Annotated in this window: 8 protein-coding genes and 1 pseudogene; 7 read left to right on the forward strand and 2 right to left on the reverse strand. The window is 68.8% G+C overall.

What is annotated here, in order from left to right:
* Positions 1 to 829 precede the first annotated feature (829 nt).
* From OHA88_RS05265 to eccCb, 3 genes are all read left to right on the forward strand, one after another.
* Positions 830 to 2368, forward strand: coding sequence for a glycoside hydrolase family 43 protein (locus OHA88_RS05265; protein WP_328624436.1), 1539 nt, complete (start codon positions 830 to 832; stop codon positions 2366 to 2368).
* Between the two features lie 425 nt (positions 2369 to 2793).
* Positions 2794 to 3240 carry a hypothetical protein gene (locus OHA88_RS05270; RefSeq protein ID WP_328624437.1) on the forward strand — a complete coding sequence of 149 codons (447 nt, stop codon included), beginning with the start codon at positions 2794 to 2796 and terminating at the stop codon, positions 3238 to 3240.
* Entirely contained in the window at positions 3203 to 7534 is a 4332-nt protein-coding gene (gene eccCb / locus OHA88_RS05275) for a type VII secretion protein EccCb (RefSeq protein ID WP_328624438.1), read from the forward strand. The genes OHA88_RS05270 and eccCb overlap by 38 nt, the downstream gene beginning before the upstream one ends.
* 380 nt (positions 7535 to 7914) lie before the next feature.
* Here the strand turns inward: eccCb and OHA88_RS05280 are convergent, their stop codons facing one another.
* Complete coding sequence (locus tag OHA88_RS05280; RefSeq protein WP_328624439.1) at positions 7915 to 8439, reverse strand: VOC family protein; 525 nt, start codon at positions 8437 to 8439, stop codon at positions 7915 to 7917.
* A 642-nt stretch (positions 8440 to 9081) separates the two neighbouring features.
* Here OHA88_RS05280 and OHA88_RS05285 point away from each other — a divergent pair.
* From OHA88_RS05285 to OHA88_RS05300, 4 genes and pseudogenes are all read left to right on the forward strand, one after another.
* Positions 9082 to 11958, forward strand: coding sequence for a bifunctional glycosyltransferase/CDP-glycerol:glycerophosphate glycerophosphotransferase (locus OHA88_RS05285; protein ID WP_328624440.1), 2877 nt, complete (start codon positions 9082 to 9084; stop codon positions 11956 to 11958).
* The gene (locus tag OHA88_RS05290) at positions 11955 to 13154 is read left to right on the forward strand and encodes a glycosyltransferase (RefSeq protein WP_328624441.1); all 1200 of its coding nucleotides are present in this window, start codon (positions 11955 to 11957) and stop codon (positions 13152 to 13154) included. The genes OHA88_RS05285 and OHA88_RS05290 overlap by 4 nt, the downstream gene beginning before the upstream one ends.
* A gap of 639 nt (positions 13155 to 13793) precedes the next feature.
* Positions 13794 to 14142 (forward strand): annotated as a pseudogene (locus tag OHA88_RS05295) (transposase); the annotation flags it as partial.
* A 291-nt stretch (positions 14143 to 14433) separates the two neighbouring features.
* Complete coding sequence (locus OHA88_RS05300; RefSeq protein ID WP_328624442.1) at positions 14434 to 15318, forward strand: LLM class F420-dependent oxidoreductase; 885 nt, start codon at positions 14434 to 14436, stop codon at positions 15316 to 15318.
* A 7-nt stretch (positions 15319 to 15325) separates the two neighbouring features.
* Here OHA88_RS05300 and OHA88_RS05305 read toward each other — a convergent pair whose 3' ends face one another.
* The gene (locus tag OHA88_RS05305; protein WP_328624443.1) at positions 15326 to 16651 is read right to left on the reverse strand and encodes an MFS transporter; all 1326 of its coding nucleotides are present in this window, start codon (positions 16649 to 16651) and stop codon (positions 15326 to 15328) included.
* Positions 16652 to 16740 lie beyond the last annotated feature (89 nt).

The following is a 16740-nucleotide window of genomic DNA, read 5'->3' on the forward strand; positions in this document are numbered from 1 at the left end:
AGCGCCTGCGCGCGGGTCGACCGGATGCCGCGCGGCGAGCCTCGGCGCAGCTCCCCGAAGTAGGCGTCGGCGTCGGCCGGCTCCACGTCCCAGAGTGGTCGACCGAATCAGGCCCCCACCTGACCGATCAAGATGGCCACCGTCCCTTCGGATTGCGCCGTCCGCCAGACCAGCCGAGGTCCGCGCGAGGACGAACCCGGCCAGCACATCGGTCTCGAACTGCTGCGGCGCCTGCGCCGAGACCGGATCACGGAACACGTGCAGGGCGGGTACGACAGCCGACGCCAATCCGAGCTCCTCACCTTCATCCCGTCCACTCATCGGTCGGATGGAGTGCGAACGCCTCAAAGATCACGAAGCTTTCAGTTACCTGGTCACGGTGGGCGAGCTCGTCATCGAAGCGCTTCGATGATGTCGTGCGAGGCTAGCGACGGGCTACCGCATTGACAAGGGATCGGACGAAGAATCCCGATCTTAAGTAGGTCTAATTCATGCGACTCTGATGGTCTGTTGACATCCCGCTGGCCCATATGTCAATTTCGAAGCGCTTCAACGATCCTGGTCGTGCGGCCCACTTCGGCTCTGCCACGCCTGGTCGCCACCAGCCGTCGCCGACCGCCGCACGCGTAGGGGGTTTCCCGCTGTGAGTTCCGCCTCCGTGCCTGCCGACCCGGCGACCCACCCACCAGGCGTCCACCAGCCGCACCTGGTGCTCACCGGCGAACTCCGGCTCGCTGCCTTCAGCTTCACGGCCTGACGGCCATCGGCCGCACTGCAGGACCCCGCGCGGGAAGTTCCCCGCGGCCCGACCACACACCTCAGGACGGACATGGCGTTCTTCGACAATCCCGTGATACCCGGCTTCAGTCCGGACCCCAGCGTGTGCCGGGCCGGCGATGACTACTACGTGGCGACGTCCAGCTTCGAGTACGTACCCGGGGTACCGCTGTGGCACAGCCGTGACCTGGTGCACTGGCGGCTGATCGGGCACGCGCTGGACCGGCCCTCGCAGCTGGAGCTGCCCGACACGGCCCCGTCCTCGACCGGGGTGTACGCACCCACGCTGCGGCACCACGACGGCCGGTTCTGGCTGATCACGACCGTGGTCGCCGGGGCGGGCAACGTCCTGGTGACCGCGGAAGACCCCGCGGGGCCGTGGACGGATCCGGTGCCGGTCGACGTACCGGGCATCGACCCCGACCTCGCCTGGGACGACGAGGGAAACTGCTGGTGCGTGTTCTCGTCGGACGGCATCCGCGGGGTGCGCATCGAGCCGAAGACCGGCGAACTGCTGGGCGAGCCAGTGGCGATGTGGTCGGGAAGCGGGCTGCAGTATCCCGAGGGCCCGCACCTGTACCGCGTCGGCGACTGGTGGTACCTGCTGCTGTCGGAAGGCGGCACGGAACGCGGACACGCCCTGTCGGTGGCCCGGGCCCGCACACTGCCGGGGCCCTTCGAACCGCACCCGGCCAATCCCGTGCTGTCCCACCGCAGTACCAACCACCCGGTACAGAACACCGGCCACGGCGATCTGGTGCAGGCGCACGACGGCACATGGTGGATGGTGCTGCTGGGCACCCGGCCCCGCGGTGACACACCGATGTACCACGGTCTGGGCAGGGAGACGTTCCTGGTACCGGTGCGGTGGGAGGACGAATGGCCGCTGCCCGGACCGCTGGAGCTGCGCGCGCCGGCTCCGGCACTGCCGCCGCACCCCTGGCCGCAGGAACCCCACCGGGACGACTTCGACTCCACCACGCTCGCACCCTGCTGGGTGTCGCTCAGACGGCACGAACCGACCGCCGTCCGCCTCGACGAGCGGCCGGGCCACCTGGTGCTGCACGCCCGCGCGGACAGCCTCGACAAGCCCGGCGCGCTGTTCGTGGGGCGGCGCCAGCGCGACCCCGACTGCAGCGCGCGCACGATGGTCGACGTTGGCGAAGGCGGCCGGGGTGGGCTCGCGGTACGGCTGGACGAAGCACACCACTACCAGGTGGAGACGGGCAACGGCACGGTCCGCGCGGTCGCCAGAATCGGCCCGCTGCGCCACACCATCGCCGAACAGACGGTGCCGTCCGGCCCCTTGACCCTGCGGATCGACGTCACCACGACGGATGTGCTGCCACCCACCGTCACGTTCCGCGACACGAGCCCGGAGGCCGCCGTCCCGCCGGGCCTCCGCGTCGGCGGCCCCGATACTCTCCGTCTGGGGTACGAGACGGCCGGCGGCGACTTCGAGATCCTCGCCGAACTCGACGGCCGCTACCTCACCACCGAGGTCGCCGGGGGCTTCACCGGCCGCGTCATCGGCATGTACGCCACACACGGCAGTGCGGCCTTCGACTGGTTCGAGTTGCGAGCCGCCTGACGGGCGCTCCCCCACCGCGGCCCGGCCCCCGCCATCTCGGATCGGGTCGCGGTGGGGACCGCCGGACGGTGCCGGGGTGACCGAGCACGGCCTGGACGACGTGATCGCATTCATCTTGCACGGCTGCGGGCCGGAGTAGAGCCGAGCAGAATGAGCGGGCGGGCCCTCGCGAACAGCAGGCCGCAATCGGTCTCGCGCACCGCCGCCTGAAAGTCTGGAGGGCACTCCTGCGCGACGGTCCGCTCTTCGAGAGCCGTCCACCAACCCGTGCTTGCAGCCCTGGCGCGAGCCGACGACGGCCAGTCACAAGGCGTGCTCCACAACTGCGTTGGGGATCAGTGGCGACAGCGATTGGCTCACGCGGCGCGCCCGACTCGCTATACGATCAACTGTCGACGGTGAAGTGCGATGCCGGGGAGGCGCGGGTGTACGAGCTGGTGCTCCGAGTAGATGCCGGGGCCACGGCGTCCGATGAGCAGGTGGAGCGCCAAGTGCGCAGTCTGTACCGGGACTTGCGAACGCTTGGCCTGTTCCGCGTGGAGCGCAAGGAGGCTCCTGCACCGGCCGGCGCAATGGCCTCCGCGGGGTACGAGATCGGCGCCCTCGTCGTCAGCGGCGCCTTCTCAGCGGCGGCGCTAAAGGCCATGAGCAACGTGCTGGTGGCCTACATCCAGCGCTCGAAGGGCCGTTCCGTGGAGTGGGAGTTCGACGGCAACAAGGGCACGTTCCAGGCGCTGTCCGCGAAGGACCAGAACAAGTTGGTCGATGTCGTGGCCGCGCGGATCGCCGCAGGGGTCGGCACGGACGGCGGTAGCGGGGAGCCGGGAGGCAGTGATGGCGGGGCGCCGGATCGCGCTGCTGATCGCGACTGACGGATACGTCGACCCTGGCCTCAACCAGCTCCGGGCACCGGCGCGCGGCGCCGGCGAGCTGGAGGCCCTGTTGAGGGACGAGGCGGTGGGCCGCTTCGACTTCGTCCGTACGCTCACCAATCGCCCCAAGGAGGAGATCGAGGGCGAGATCGAGGCGCTCCTCAGCAATCGCGCGCCCGACGACCTGATCCTGCTGTATTTCGCCTGTCACGGCGTCAGGAACGACGCCGATCTGCTGTTCTTCGCCACCATGGGCACGGACCTGAGCCGCCCGCACACCACCGCCATCCGTGCGGACCTCATCCACCAGCTCCTGGACGCGTGCGACGCCCGCACCAAGATCGTGCTCCTCGACTGCTGCTACAGCGGCCTGTTCCACCGGGGCGCCCCCATGTCTTCCGCACCGGTCGACGTGGAGGCGGCACTGGTCGGCCGCGGTACCTTCGTGATCACCGCGTCCACCGCGCTCGAGTACGCCTACGAGAGCGGCCAGCTCATCCAGGACAACGCCCGGCCTGTGTCACGCTTCACCGCCGCGGTCAACGAGGGACTCAGCACCGGACTGGCGGATCTCGACCGTGACGGTGTCATCACACCGGATGAGCTGTACACGTATGTGCACGACGCCGTCATCAACCAGAGCGGCCCGGAACAGACGCCCACCAAGTCCGGCCAGTGCGAGGGACATGTCGCCCTCGCGTACGCCGTCCGCACCGATCCGTCCACCGGCTTGTCCTTGCAGGGGACAGGGTCGGACGAGCTGGTACTGGGGACACTGCTCCCGCCCCCGGTCGACACCCCGGATCGGGGCTTCATCTGCGACTCGTGGGAGGGCGCGTCCCGGCTCCTGGTGCCAATCGGCCGGACGACAGCGGGCTCCGGTGGCGAACTCATGTGCCTGGACCTCTCCAGCCGGGACGGAAACGCAGCGGTCGTCGGCAGGCTGGGCAGTGGCAAGACCACGCTGCTGCGTGTCCTCACGATGTCGCTGGCGCTGAGCCACACACCGCATGAGGCGGAGTTCTATCTCCTGGAGGGAGCCGTCAACCGGCTCGGCGTGCTGCGGGCCATGCCGCATGTGAAGAAGGTCGCTGCCGCACACGAGCACGAGGCCGTCGCGGAGGTCCTCACAGCGTTGAAGGACGCCGTCGCCGCCCGACGGGCTCTGTTCCGGGACCTGGACATCGACTCCATCGAGGAGTTTCGCGAGCTGCGGGCGGCGGGACGGCTGCCGCACGACCACGGCAGCGACGTCTTCCTCGTGATCGACGGCTGGCTCGACTTCGACTGGGAGATACCCGAGTTCGCCAAAGAGGTCCACCGGCTCGCCAACACCGGCCTGAACTACGGAGTTCACCTCCTCGTCTCCGCCCGACGGTGGAGCGACTTCGGCACGAGTCTGCTCGGCCTGCTCGGGACCCGTGTGGAACTCGCCCTGGACGACCCGTCGGAGTCCCAGATCGACGCGACTCTCTCCGCGAGGCTCGGGATCGGCTGGGCACTGTCGCGCCGTCAGCGCTTCCGCGCGGCCGTGCCCCACCTGGAGGAGGCCAGCAGTTCCGTGGAGGCCCGGCGGGCCCTGGCCGAGACGACCCAGCGGATGCGGGAACGCTGGCTCGGCGTGCAGCCGGATACGACGCCCCCACCCCGCACCGACGTTCCGTTCACGAAACTACTCGCCATCGGCGACGTCGAGCAGTTCGACGCGGCCCGCACATGGCGGCAGCACCCACAGCAGGAGCGGCTGCGGGTGCCGATCGGGGTCGGCGAGGACGGCCGACCCGTTGTGCTCGACCTCAAGGAGGCAGCACATGGCGGGATGGGGCCGCACGGCCTGTGCATCGGCGCCACCGGCTCCGGCAAGTCGGAACTGCTGCGCACGCTGGTCCTCGGCCTCGCTGTCACACACTCGTCGGAGACGCTCAATTTCGTCCTGGCCGACTTCAAGGGCGGTGCCACCTTCGCCGGCATGTCGGAGCTGCCGCACGTCTCGGCAATCATCACCAATCTCGCCGACGATCTGACCCTTCTGGACCGCATGAGAGAAGCGATCGGCGGCGAACTCCTGCGCCGCCAGGAACTGCTGCGCATGGCGGGCAACTACCCCAACGTCTCCCAGTACGAGAAGGCGCGCACAGCGGGGGCCCCGATCGACCCCCTCCCCTCTCTGCTCATCGTGATCGACGAGTTCTCCGAACTCCTCACCGCCCGACCGGATTTCATTGAGATGCTGGTCCAGATCGGCCGTATCGGCCGTTCGCTCGGCGTCCACCTGCTGCTGGCCTCACAGCGCCTGGAGGAGGGCAAGCTGCGCGGCCTGGACACATACCTCTCGTACCGGATCGGCCTGCGGACCTTTTCCGCCAGCGAGTCCCGGAGGGCCATCGGCGTCCCGGATGCCTACCACCTGCCCCCGGTTCCGGGCTCCGGCTATCTCACGTACGACACCGCCGAGATGACCCGCTTCCGGGCCGCATACGTCTCGGCCCCCTATGCGCCGGAGGAAGCTTCGTCCACCGAGGACGACGACATCTTCGCCGACAGTCTGCTGGACGTGCTGGTCGGACGAATCAGCGGCCAAGGGCCACCCGCGCACCAGGTCTGGCTGCCTCCGCTGGACGTCCCAGCCACCCTCGACGAGCTGCTGCCGGAACTGGCGACCACGCCGGAGCGTGGGCTGCACCCTCCGGCGTACGAGGGGCTCGGCGGACTCCGGGTACCGGCCGGGCTCGTAGACCGCCCCGACCAGCAACGCCGCGATCTGATGTACCTCGATTTCTCGGGCGCGGCCGGGCACGGCCTGGTCGTCGGCGCACCCCAGACGGGCAAGTCGACGCTGCTGCGTACCGTCGTCTGCGCGCTCGCCCTCACCCACACGCCGTCCGAAGTGCAGTGCTACTGCCTGGACTTCGGCGGCGGGAGCATGCAGCAGCTTCAGAACCTGCCGCACGTGGGAGGTGTGAGCTCGCGACTCGACCCGGAACATGTACGACGGACAGTCGCGGAGGTCTCCGGCCTGCTCACCACCCGGGAGGAGTTCTTCCGGACCCACGGGATCGACTCCATGGCCGCGTACCGAAGGGGGCGCTCGGCCGGAAAGTGGCCGGACCAACAGTGGGGAGATGTCTTCCTGGTCATCGACGGCTGGTCGAGCTTCAAGCACGAGCACGAGTACGAGCAGCTGGAAGAAGCCGTTGCCGACCTCGGGGCACGCGGCCTCGGATACGGCGTCCACCTGCTGCTCGCAGCCACCCGCTATGCCGACGTCCGCCCAGCGCTGCGCGACCACTTCGGCACCCAGGTCGAGCTGCGTCTCACCGACCCGATGGACTCGCAGTTCGCACGAAGGGTGGCAGCGGATGTCCCGGTCGGCGCCCCGGGCCGTGGTCTGACCCACGACAAGTTCCACTTCTTGGCGGCCGTACCGCGGGTCGGCGGCGGTCCGAGCACTACCACCGGACTGGCAGAGGCCACGACGGACCTCGTCGGTGCCATCCGTTCGCAGTGGGCGGGGGCAGGCGCCCCGCCTGTGCGTATCCTGCCCACGCAACTTCCCGTGGACGCACTCCCGTCGGACTTCGGCAACTCCAAAGGGGAACTCGCCCTGGGCCTCGACGAGAAGAACCTGCTCGCCTTCGGCGTCGACTTCGACACCGACCCCTATCTGGTCGTCTTCGGGGAGAGCGAGTCCGGAAAGACGTCGCTGCTGCGGCTGCTCGCCCAGCGGATCAGTAAGCGGTACACGCCTCAGGAAGCGCAGCTGGTCGTTGTCGACTACCGGCGTTCGCTGGTGGGCGAGCTGCCCTCGGAGTACGTGACGAAGTATGTCCGCAACGGCCTGGACCTGCAGTCCCACATCGAGGGCCTGGTCGATTTCCTGGAGAAGCGAATGCCTCCATCGGACGTCACTGCGGAGCAGCTGCGCCACCGGAGCTGGTACAAGGGGCCCGACGTCTTCCTCCTCGTGGACGACTACGACCTCGTTGCGACCGCCTCGGGCAACCCCCTCCGCCCGCTCCTGGACTACCTGCCGTTCGCGCGGGACATCGGGCTGCGCATGGTGCTGTGCCGCAATTCGGCGGGGGCGGCGCGGTCGATGTATGAACCGGTCATGCAGTACCTGCGGGAGCAGGGCGCGCACGGGCTCACGCTCTCGGGCGACAAGTCCGAGGGCGCGCTGATCGGCTCGGTGATTCCGTCTCGCCAGCCACCCGGCCGCGCAACGCTCACCGGCCGACGTATCAAGCCCCTGCAGGTCCAGCTGGCCTATCAGCCTCCCCCCGTCGACCGATAGGGGCGCAGGGTGCATTCCACCACTGCCACGGAGGAACCGGCAAAACCGCCCCGGCCCGCCCCGTCAGACAATCAAGACCGCAGACTCCCGCCCGCAACCTGCACGAACACGCCCATGCAGCGTCACACCAACCCCTCCGACCAGCACGTTCGAAGATGGCGAAGGCTCCATGAGTTCATCAAGGCGGCAGCATCCACGGTGTAACCGGCGATGAGCTGCGTCCCGTTACAGCTCGCCCGCCGCCCCACGGCTGTGAACTGCGCCTGGGCGTCACCGCCGGACGCCATCACGTCCAGGCCGCGGTCGTGCAGCAGCTGGGCGGACGCAGGTGTGACAGCACCAAACTTCGCCGTCGTCTGCAGTCAGGTCGGAGGTTGATCTCAGTGGGTTGGGCGCTGCGGAGTGCTGGCCACCCCGGCCTCCCGGCCGCTGAGCGCGGCGTCCAGCGTCTCCTGGGCCGTACGCATCGCCTCGGCGTACTTCGGCTCGGACATTCGCTGCCAGGCAAGGTCCGGCGCGATGTGCTCGACCCGGCTCATCACCCACCAAATGTTGCCGAACGGGTCCCGCACCCTGCCGCCGCGATCCCCCCACGCACTGTCGGCAGCCTCTGTGATCACCTGAGCCCCGTGCGCAACAGCAGCAGCCATGGCGGCGTCCGCGTCCGGGACATAGACCCGCAACAGCGAGGGCATCACCGGCCAGTCGGGCCGTCGGTCGAACGCCAGCACGACCGTGTCGCCGACTCGGATCTCACCATGACCGATGGTGCCGTCCTCGACCGGCACCCGCGCAATCTCTTCGCCGTCGAACGCGACAGTGATGAAGTCGAGCAGTGCGCCGGTGTCATCGGTGACCACCCACGGTGCAACGCTGGTGTAGCCCTCGGGTGCAGTCTGACTCATCGGTGTCGTCCCCTCCTGTGGTTCTTCGTGACGTGACGACACTAGGGATCAACTAGGACAGTTCTGTTCCTAGATGATCCCGGAGTCAGCACGACCCTCGTAGCGCCCTGGAAAAAGGGCTCCCTACCTTGTTCTGCGGGATGTGGTGGGACCTGGCAGGCGATCCAGACCCTCGACGGGAGAGGACTACTGAGGCACGGCAGTACATCCCACTGCCCACTTCACGAAAGCCATCCGGCATCCAAGTCGAGACGCGGATCGTCAAGTCCTGACACCGAGGCCCCACTCACTCTTGCGGCCAAACGGCGGGGTGGGCCTTCCGCATATCTCAGGCCGACCGGCGGGAGGCGTCACGCAGGGCGACGTCGCCGGCTGAGTGCAGCTCCGCCGTGCCGCGACCGCTGCGGGCTGGGCCACAGCACTTGCGTCTACAGTCGTGTAGTCCGTCTACAGCATGTAGACATAGGGCGTTCGCGAGAGCGAGCCCTGTGCCGCAGCATGTAGACATAGGGGGTGTTCGCGATAGCGAGCCCTGTGCCACGCCACGCCGTGGCCTGCCGCCCCCGCCCCCGCGTGCGCGCCGCCGCAGCCGCTGCCGCCCGCCCCTCCCATCCATTTACGAGGTCATCAGGGGAAACGGTCATGGAAGAAGGCGTACCGGACGTCTCCGTCATCGTCATCGTCTACAACGACGCCGCACGTCTGCCGACGGCTGTCGCCTCGGTGCTGAGACAGTCGCACCGCAACGTCGAAGTCGTGATCGTCGACGACCACAGCGACGACGGATCCTTCCAGGCCGCTCGCCTGTTGGCCGCGAAGAACCCCCGGCGGGTGACGGCTCACCGTCTCCCGTGCAACAGCGGCGGCTGTGGCGCTCCCCGGAACAAGGGCATCGAAAAGGCCCGCGGACGCTACGTGATGTTCCTCGACAGCGATGACGCACTGCAGCGCGACGCCTGCCGGAACATGGTCGAAGCCGCAGACACGACCAAGGCCGACCTTGTCTCCGGACTGTGCGTGCGTGTCCACGTCGGCTCACGCAACCGCAAGGAGGACGAGTGGTACCCGTGGCTCTACCGCTCCACTCGGACCTTCGAGTCGATACGTGAGGTCCCGGATCTGCTGGCCTTCGACACCCTGTCGACCAACAAGTGCTATCGCCGCGCGTTCCTGGCCGAGGCGGACCTGACGTTCCCCGTCGGGATCCACTACGAGGACCTGCTGTTCTCCGCCCAGGCGTACACGGCAGCGCGCCGCATCACGCTCATCCCCAACCGCGTTTACTTCTGGAACGTCCACGACAACGCCCCGGTGAGGTCGATCAGCAACCGGCGCCACGAGATCGCCAACTTCGCCCACCGTATGGAGATCCACCAGCGGGTCGACCGGCTCCTGTACGAGCAGGGCCTGGACGAGGTGCGGTTGCACAAGGACATCAAGTTCCTCAAACACGACCTCGCCCTCCACCTGCGGGACCTTCCGCTGCTGGACGACACCTACCGCCGGGAGTTCGAGCGGCTGAGTGGGGGATACCTCGCCGGGCTGCAACCCCGTGCCTACGAGGAGGCAGAGCCGATCCAGGCCATCTGTGCCTACCTGTTGGCCCGGGGTGACTGGACGAACCTCCTGCCGGCGGCGGACACCCTCACCAACCGCAAGAAGCTCTCCTCCCCCCTCGCCGAGCACCAGGGACGCATCTACTGGTGCTCCGACCACCTGGACGACCCCCTGGGCCGGAAGATCCTCGACGTCACGGACGCGGGCTGGCACACCCGCCCACTCGGCAACCTCATCCTGCGCAACCGGCTCACCCGCTACACGGACGACGGCCACGGCACCGTCAGCCTGGCGGGCACCGTGATCAATCCCCTCGGACGCTTCGCACCCGGCAGCCGGATCAGCGGTCACCTCGAACTGCGAGCCCGGCGGCGGAGCCTGCAGACCTTCCGCGTCCCCCTGGACACAGTGCGGCACCGCGAGGACGGGGTCGAATGGGAGGTGACGGCAGGACTGTCCGGCACACTGCGTCCGCTCGGCGTCATCGACGCCGTATGGGACGCCCTGGTCGTCCTGGACATCGACGGGACCACCGTGCGCACCCGACTCTCGGTCACCGGCCAGGACCTCGAGAGCGCCCGCGCGCTGCGGGTCAGGCCGCGGCTGACAAGGCTGGTGGCCGATCGCCTCACTCCAGAGGTGTCCAGCCGCGGGCACCTGAGCTTCGTCCTGCGCGCCCACGGGCCATCTGCACGGCGTGTGACGGGGCTGCTGGAAGCGGGGCTGGCCAGTCGCGGGGGAACCCTCGCCAAGAGCGCCGTCCGCCGCGCGCGAAGGATCAAGAAGCGGGCAAACTCCGAGCCCACCAAAATCCGGGTGTACCAGCAGGTCTTCAGCAGGCTTCCGATCCGCAAGGGCCTGGTGGTCTTCGAGAGCCATCTCGGGAAGCAGTACAGCGACAGCCCCAGGGCCCTCTACGAGGAGATGCGCCGGCGAGGCCTTGTGTTCCACGCCGTCTGGTCACACGCCGCTCCACAGCCGACGGGGTTCCCGCAGGACGCCACGCTGGTGCGTCGATGGAGTTGGCGGCACTTGCGGGCGCTGGCCCAGGCGGAGTTCTGGATCGACAACCAGGGCATGCCGCTCAAGCTCACCAAGCGTCCCGGCACCACCTACATCCAGACCTGGCACGGTTCCGCCCTCAAGCGCATGGGCTTCGACGAGCCCGCGCACAAGGCCCGTGGCCGGGCGGAGCGGGCGGCGTACCAGAAGGCGCTGGACCGCTTCGACCACTTTCTCGTCCGCTCCGAGCACGATGTGCGGACTCTCGCCAAGGCCTTCCGGCTCCGCGACGAGGTGCTGCTGCGCAGTGGGTACCCCCGCAACGACGCCCTCGTCACCGCTCGCCGGCGCGAACAGGAGACCGGCTCCGGTGAGCGGGGTGCGCTCGCGACGGAACTCGGCCTCCCGGGTGACCGGACCGTCATCCTCTACGCACCGACGTTCCGCGCGGACGAAGCGGGCCGGGTCCAGCCCCTGGAACTCCTCTTCGACGTGGAGGAGTTCGCCGCGCGCTTCGGTGACCGCGTCACCCTGCTGATCCGCTCCCACTACCTGAACCAGGTCGTTCTGCCACCGTCCGTCCAGGGCGCGGTCGTCGACGTCACCGATCACCACGACATCACCCCGCTGCTGCTGGCGGCCGACGCCCTGATCACGGACTTCTCCTCCGTCATGTTCGACTACGCGCTGCTGGACCGGCCCATGCTCTTCTACACGCCCGACTACGACCACTACGTGGGCCCCGGTCGCGGCACCTACTTCGACCTGCGCGCGCAGGCACCGGGCCCGGTGGTCACCACGCGGGAAGCACTCTTCGACGCCGTCGACGACCTGAAGGCGAACGCCCACGACTTCGCCGCCGCCCGGACCGCCTTCGTCGAGGCCTACGGCGAGGGGGACCAGGGCAACGCCGCGCGCACCGTCGTCGACACCTTCTTCGCCCCGGGAGGCATCCAGTGACCACGACCACCGGCGACGCCGCACAGGACCTCCGCGGCCCCGGCCCCGCCACCACCCGGGACGTCTTCTTCGTGTCCAACAGCATCGACGAGCTCGGTGGGGTGACCACCTGGTCCCACCAGATGGCGCGGCTCCTGCTGGCCCGCGGCCACCGTGTCCACATGGTCGGCATCACCGCCTCCGACGTACCGCAGGACCTGGGCGGGACACTCCCCTACCCCACCACGACCCTCTATGACACCCCGCCGCCCGAGCCCGCCCCGAGCCGTGGCCTGCGCGGCCGGCTCGACCCCGTGGCACGGCGCCGCAACCGCCTGCGGACGGCGGGCATGCGCGAGCGGGCGGCCGAACTCACCAGGCTCTTCGCCTCGGCCCGGCCCGGGGCCGTCGTCATCGTCACCCAGGTGTGGGCGATGGCGTGGGTCGCGCTCGCCCGCACCCGCGGGCTGACCGTCATCGGGATGAGCCACGAGTCCTACCTCTACTCCCGCTCCACCTCGCGTTTCGCCCGCGTCAAACGGCACTACGCGGACGTCGACCGGATGCTCGTCCTGACCCGCGAGGACGCCGACCTGTGGATCCGGGAGGGGATGAACAACGTCGGCTTCATGCCCAACCCGCTGCCGTTCCTGCCGTCGGCCCCCTCTCCCCGCACCCGGCCGGTCGTGCTGTCGGTGGGGCGACTCACGGACCAGAAGGGAATCGACATGCTTCTGGACGCCTGGGCCGAGGTCGCCCCGCACCACCCGGAATGGACCCTCGAAATCCACGGGGACGGCGAGGACGAGGAGGCCCTCAAGACCCAGTCCTGTGAGGCCGGCCTCGACGGCAGCGTGCAGTGGTGCGGCCGCACGGCCGACGTGCAGGGCGCCCTCAACGGCGGTTCGATTTTCGTCCAGTCCTCCCGTGGTGAGGGGTTCCCGCTGGCGTTGATGGAGGCCATGGCAGCTGGCCTCCCCAGCGTCGCCTTCGACTGCGCGCCCGGGGTACGGGAGATCGTCAGTGACGGCCGGGACGGCCTTCTGGCCCCCCTCGGCAGCACGAGGGAACTGGCCGCGCACCTGCGCACCCTGATCTCCGACTCGGCCCTGCGCGACCGGATGGGCGACGCGGCACGCGAAAACGTCCGTCGCTTCAGCACCGACCGAGTGGTTCGCAGGTGGGAGGAGCTCTTCGCCTTCCTCGACCAGCGCTGACCGCCGACCCGCCCGGCGCTATTGGTCTCCGGACCGCAGAGGGAGGCGGGGTTCGCAACTGCTGCGCCAGCACCTCATTTTGGCGAACATGGGCACGATTGAGTGAACGGTGTAACGATCGATGGGTATGCCTGGCGGGGTGTGCGTAATGTTCTCGGTGCGATCTGGGACGCCGGGTGTGGCGTCAGCGGTCGGGGCCCCCGTGTCACCAGCGAGATGGTTCGGGGCCTCCCCGTCGCCTCTGGCCACACCCATATGGCCAGATCGTAGGGATGCCGCCCACTTGGGACGGACCGCATACGGGATATGCGTCGCCGACCAGGATGCGAAAGCGGAGGACCAGTGCGCCCAAAACCGTTCGGGGCACGCCAGTGATCCAGGACTCACTCCTGCTCACTGCCCAGGAACAGTTGAGCCTGAAGCTGTTCCCGATGACGCACCAGGTGGAGCGCGTGGCGGTCCCTGAACCGGCCGCAAGGAGCGCCTGACCTGCAGGTTCGGGTGGTGTGCGGTGTGGGCGTTACGGGCGATATCTCGACGCTGAAATGACGTCAGATCCTTTGCAGCGCGGTGCATGCCCCGGTGTGTGGGGCCGGGGGCCAGTGTGAGCAGATCGCCGGGCCCGGAGCCCAGCGGCGGAGCATGCCGGGCCTGGGCGTCATCCTCGGCGCCGAGTTCCTGGCCGCGACCGGCGGTGACATGACCGCCTTCGGCACCGCAGACCGCCTCGCCGGCTTCGGCGGCGTCGCACCCGTGCCCCGCGACTCCGGCAAGATCAACGGCAATCTCCGCCGGCCAGGCGCTACAACCGCCGCCTCCAACGAGTCTTCTACATCTCCGTGTTGTTCAGCATCCGCCATTGCGATGAGTCCCGCCGGTTTTACGAACGCAAGCGAGCCGAAGGCAAGCGCCACATCCAGGCCGTCCTCGCTCTGGCCCGCCGCCGCGTCAACGTCTCTGGGCCCTCGTCCGCGACGGACGGACCTAAGAACTCGTGCCATCCACCGCTCTCGCGGCTTGACAGACCGCATCAGGAATCAGTGCATCGTCGGCGGCGACAACACAGCAGCTTTCGGAAGTCTGACAGGCCGCTCCCCAGCCGACGCGCATGCGGCGGTACTCACATGGCCTGGCCGGATCCATATTCCCATGGGAGAGACACGCCGCCGCCAGGCGGAATACGGAGATCACTTCGCGTGGTTTGGTACGACGGACATCAAACTTAAGTTCAGTCGACGGGCGTCACGCTTCAGTCGGCCTTATGGCGGGAGATGGGCCCATGGGGTTCAGCGGCAACAGCACGCAGGCGCAGGCAATCGGCCGGTACGGCCTGTGGAACACCGGGTTGCGCGACCCTGATCCCTCCGGCGCGGCCGAACGCGCCGAAACTGCGGCGGAATTGGAGGAGCTCGGCTACGGCGCCCTCTGGCTCGGCGGCAGCAGCGGTGTGGAGCACGCGGCCCCGCTGATCGCAGCCACCCGGTCGATCACCGTTGCAACCGGCATCCTCAGCATCTGGCAGCACGAAGCGCAGGACACCGCCGAACGATGGGCCGCCCTCGAGGACGCCCACCCGGGCCGCTTCCTGCTGGGGCTGGGCGTCAGCCACGCGAAGCTCACCGAACAGTACAAGCGCCCGTACGCGGCCATGACCGGCTACCTCGACGCGCTGGACGCCGCCGGAGTCCCGGCCGACCGCCGGGTGCTCGCCGCGCTCGGCCCGAGAATGCTGGAGCTCTCCCGCGACCGCGCCGCGGGCGCCCACCCGTACCTGGTCACCCCCGAGCACACGGCGCAGGCCCGAGAGACGCTCGGTGAGGGGCCCTTGCTGGCCCCCGAGTTCACCGTGATCCTGGAAGCCGACCCGGACCGCGCGCGGGCTGCCGCCCGTGAGTTGCTGGCCTTCTACCTGGAGCTACCCAACTACACCAACAGCTGGCTCCGGCTCGGCTTCGCCGAGGACGACCTGGCCGACGGTGGCAGCGACCGACTGGTCGACGCGCTGTTCGGCTGGGGCGACGAGCAACGGGTGCGCGAGCGGATCGACGCCTTCCTTGACGCAGGCGCCGACCACGTCGCCGTACAACTGCTGGCCACGGGTGAGGACCGGGCCGGTCTGCCCCGGGAGGAGTGGCGGCGGCTGGCGGCGGCGCTGGACCTCTGAAAAGTGCTTAGCCTTCGCTGAAGGGGCATTTGAGACCAGCAGGCCGTGCCTGGCCGATATCCGGAAGCGTCCGCCCCAGGCGTGCGAGCGGGGACAAAGCCATCAGCACGGGGGACAGCATCATGCCGCCGGCCGTCACCAGGAGGCTGGTACGCAACCCCCACTCCCCCGCGAGAAGGCCTCCGAGCAGCGAGCCGAGCGGGGTCAGGCCCATGCCGACAAACGTGATCGTCGCGGCGACGCGGCCTTGCATCCGGTCCGGGGTGACGGCCTGCCGGACGGCCATGACCGTGACGTTCACCAATTGACCGAAGGTCCCGAACACGAAGTTGACCGCCACGAGCGCGGGGATCATCAGCGCAGAAGGGCCGTGAAGCGCGGGTACGCAGAGCAGCACGCCGTCGCCGAGTGCCGCCGCGGACACGAGTACCACGCCGTAACCGAACCGGCTGGGGAGACGGGCAGCAAGCAGCGAGCCCAGAAGTGCGCCCGGCCCCGTCGCCGCGAGCGCCAACCCGACGGCGGTGCCCGTCAGGTGCAGTTCCCGCGGCAGAAAAAGCAGATAGACGGTCATCATGGCAGCGAAGGAGAACTGGAAGGCGGCCGAGGCGAGGCCCACGGTCCGCAGCAAGGTGTGGCCGACGACAAAACGGAGGCCCTCATGGATCCGTCGCCAGACCCGAAGGGGACGTTTCGAGCGCTCCGGGATCGATTCGCGGCGACGGATCCGCCGGATCGACAGGAACGACAGCGCGAAGAACAGCGCGCTGGAGGCGGCGGCGATCGGCGCCGACAGCAGGGACACCAACGCGCCGCCGAGGGCGGGGCCGCCGATCTGGGCCGCTGACCGACTGCCTTCGAGCGCGCTGTTGCCCTGCACCAGCTGATCGCGTCTCACCAGCCGTACGAGAGACGCCTGGTAGGCCACATCGAAGAAAACGGACAGGGACCCGACGGCGAAGGCCGCCAGAAGCAGTGCCGGCAGGCCGAGCCCACCGAGGAGACCGGCCACGACAGCTCCGCCCAGCGCCAGGGCCCTGCCGAGGTCCGCCAGCACCATGACCGTACGGGTCTGCCACCTGTCCACCCATGCGCCGACGAAGAGTGAGAGCAACAGAATCGGTGCCTGCCCCGCCGCGCGGAGGAAGCCCAGTTGGTCGGCGTCGGCGTCGAGCGTCAGCACGGCGATCAGCGGCAGGACCACCAGGCTCCCGTGCTCGCCGAGTTGGGAGGCCGTCTGGCCCACCCAGAGCTTGCGGAAGTCACCGTCCCGCCACAGGCTTGGCAAATCGGTTCGACCGAAATCAGATACAGCGGAGGACGCGGACGGCACAGAGACCCCTTGGGTTGCCGAAGACGGGACCCCGCCACCCGGCGCACGACAGGTGCACCGACGGTTCAGGCGGGGGAGGCTCGCCGTGC

Source organism: Streptomyces sp. NBC_00353, from assembly GCF_036108815.1.
GTDB lineage: Bacteria > Actinomycetota > Actinomycetes > Streptomycetales > Streptomycetaceae > Streptomyces.

What these genes read in the sequence shown, in the direction of transcription:
- OHA88_RS05265 (WP_328624436.1), top strand. Translation starts at nt 830, where the DNA reads ATGGCGTTCTTCGACAATCCCGTGATACCCGGCTTCAGTCCGGACCCC.
- eccCb (WP_328624438.1), top strand. Translation starts at nt 3,203, where the DNA reads ATGGCGGGGCGCCGGATCGCGCTGCTGATCGCGACTGACGGATACGTC.
- OHA88_RS05280 (WP_328624439.1), bottom strand. Translation starts at nt 8,439, where the DNA reads ATGAGTCAGACTGCACCCGAGGGCTACACCAGCGTTGCACCGTGGGTG.
- OHA88_RS05285 (WP_328624440.1), top strand. Translation starts at nt 9,082, where the DNA reads ATGGAAGAAGGCGTACCGGACGTCTCCGTCATCGTCATCGTCTACAAC.
- OHA88_RS05300 (WP_328624442.1), top strand. Translation starts at nt 14,434, where the DNA reads ATGGGGTTCAGCGGCAACAGCACGCAGGCGCAGGCAATCGGCCGGTAC.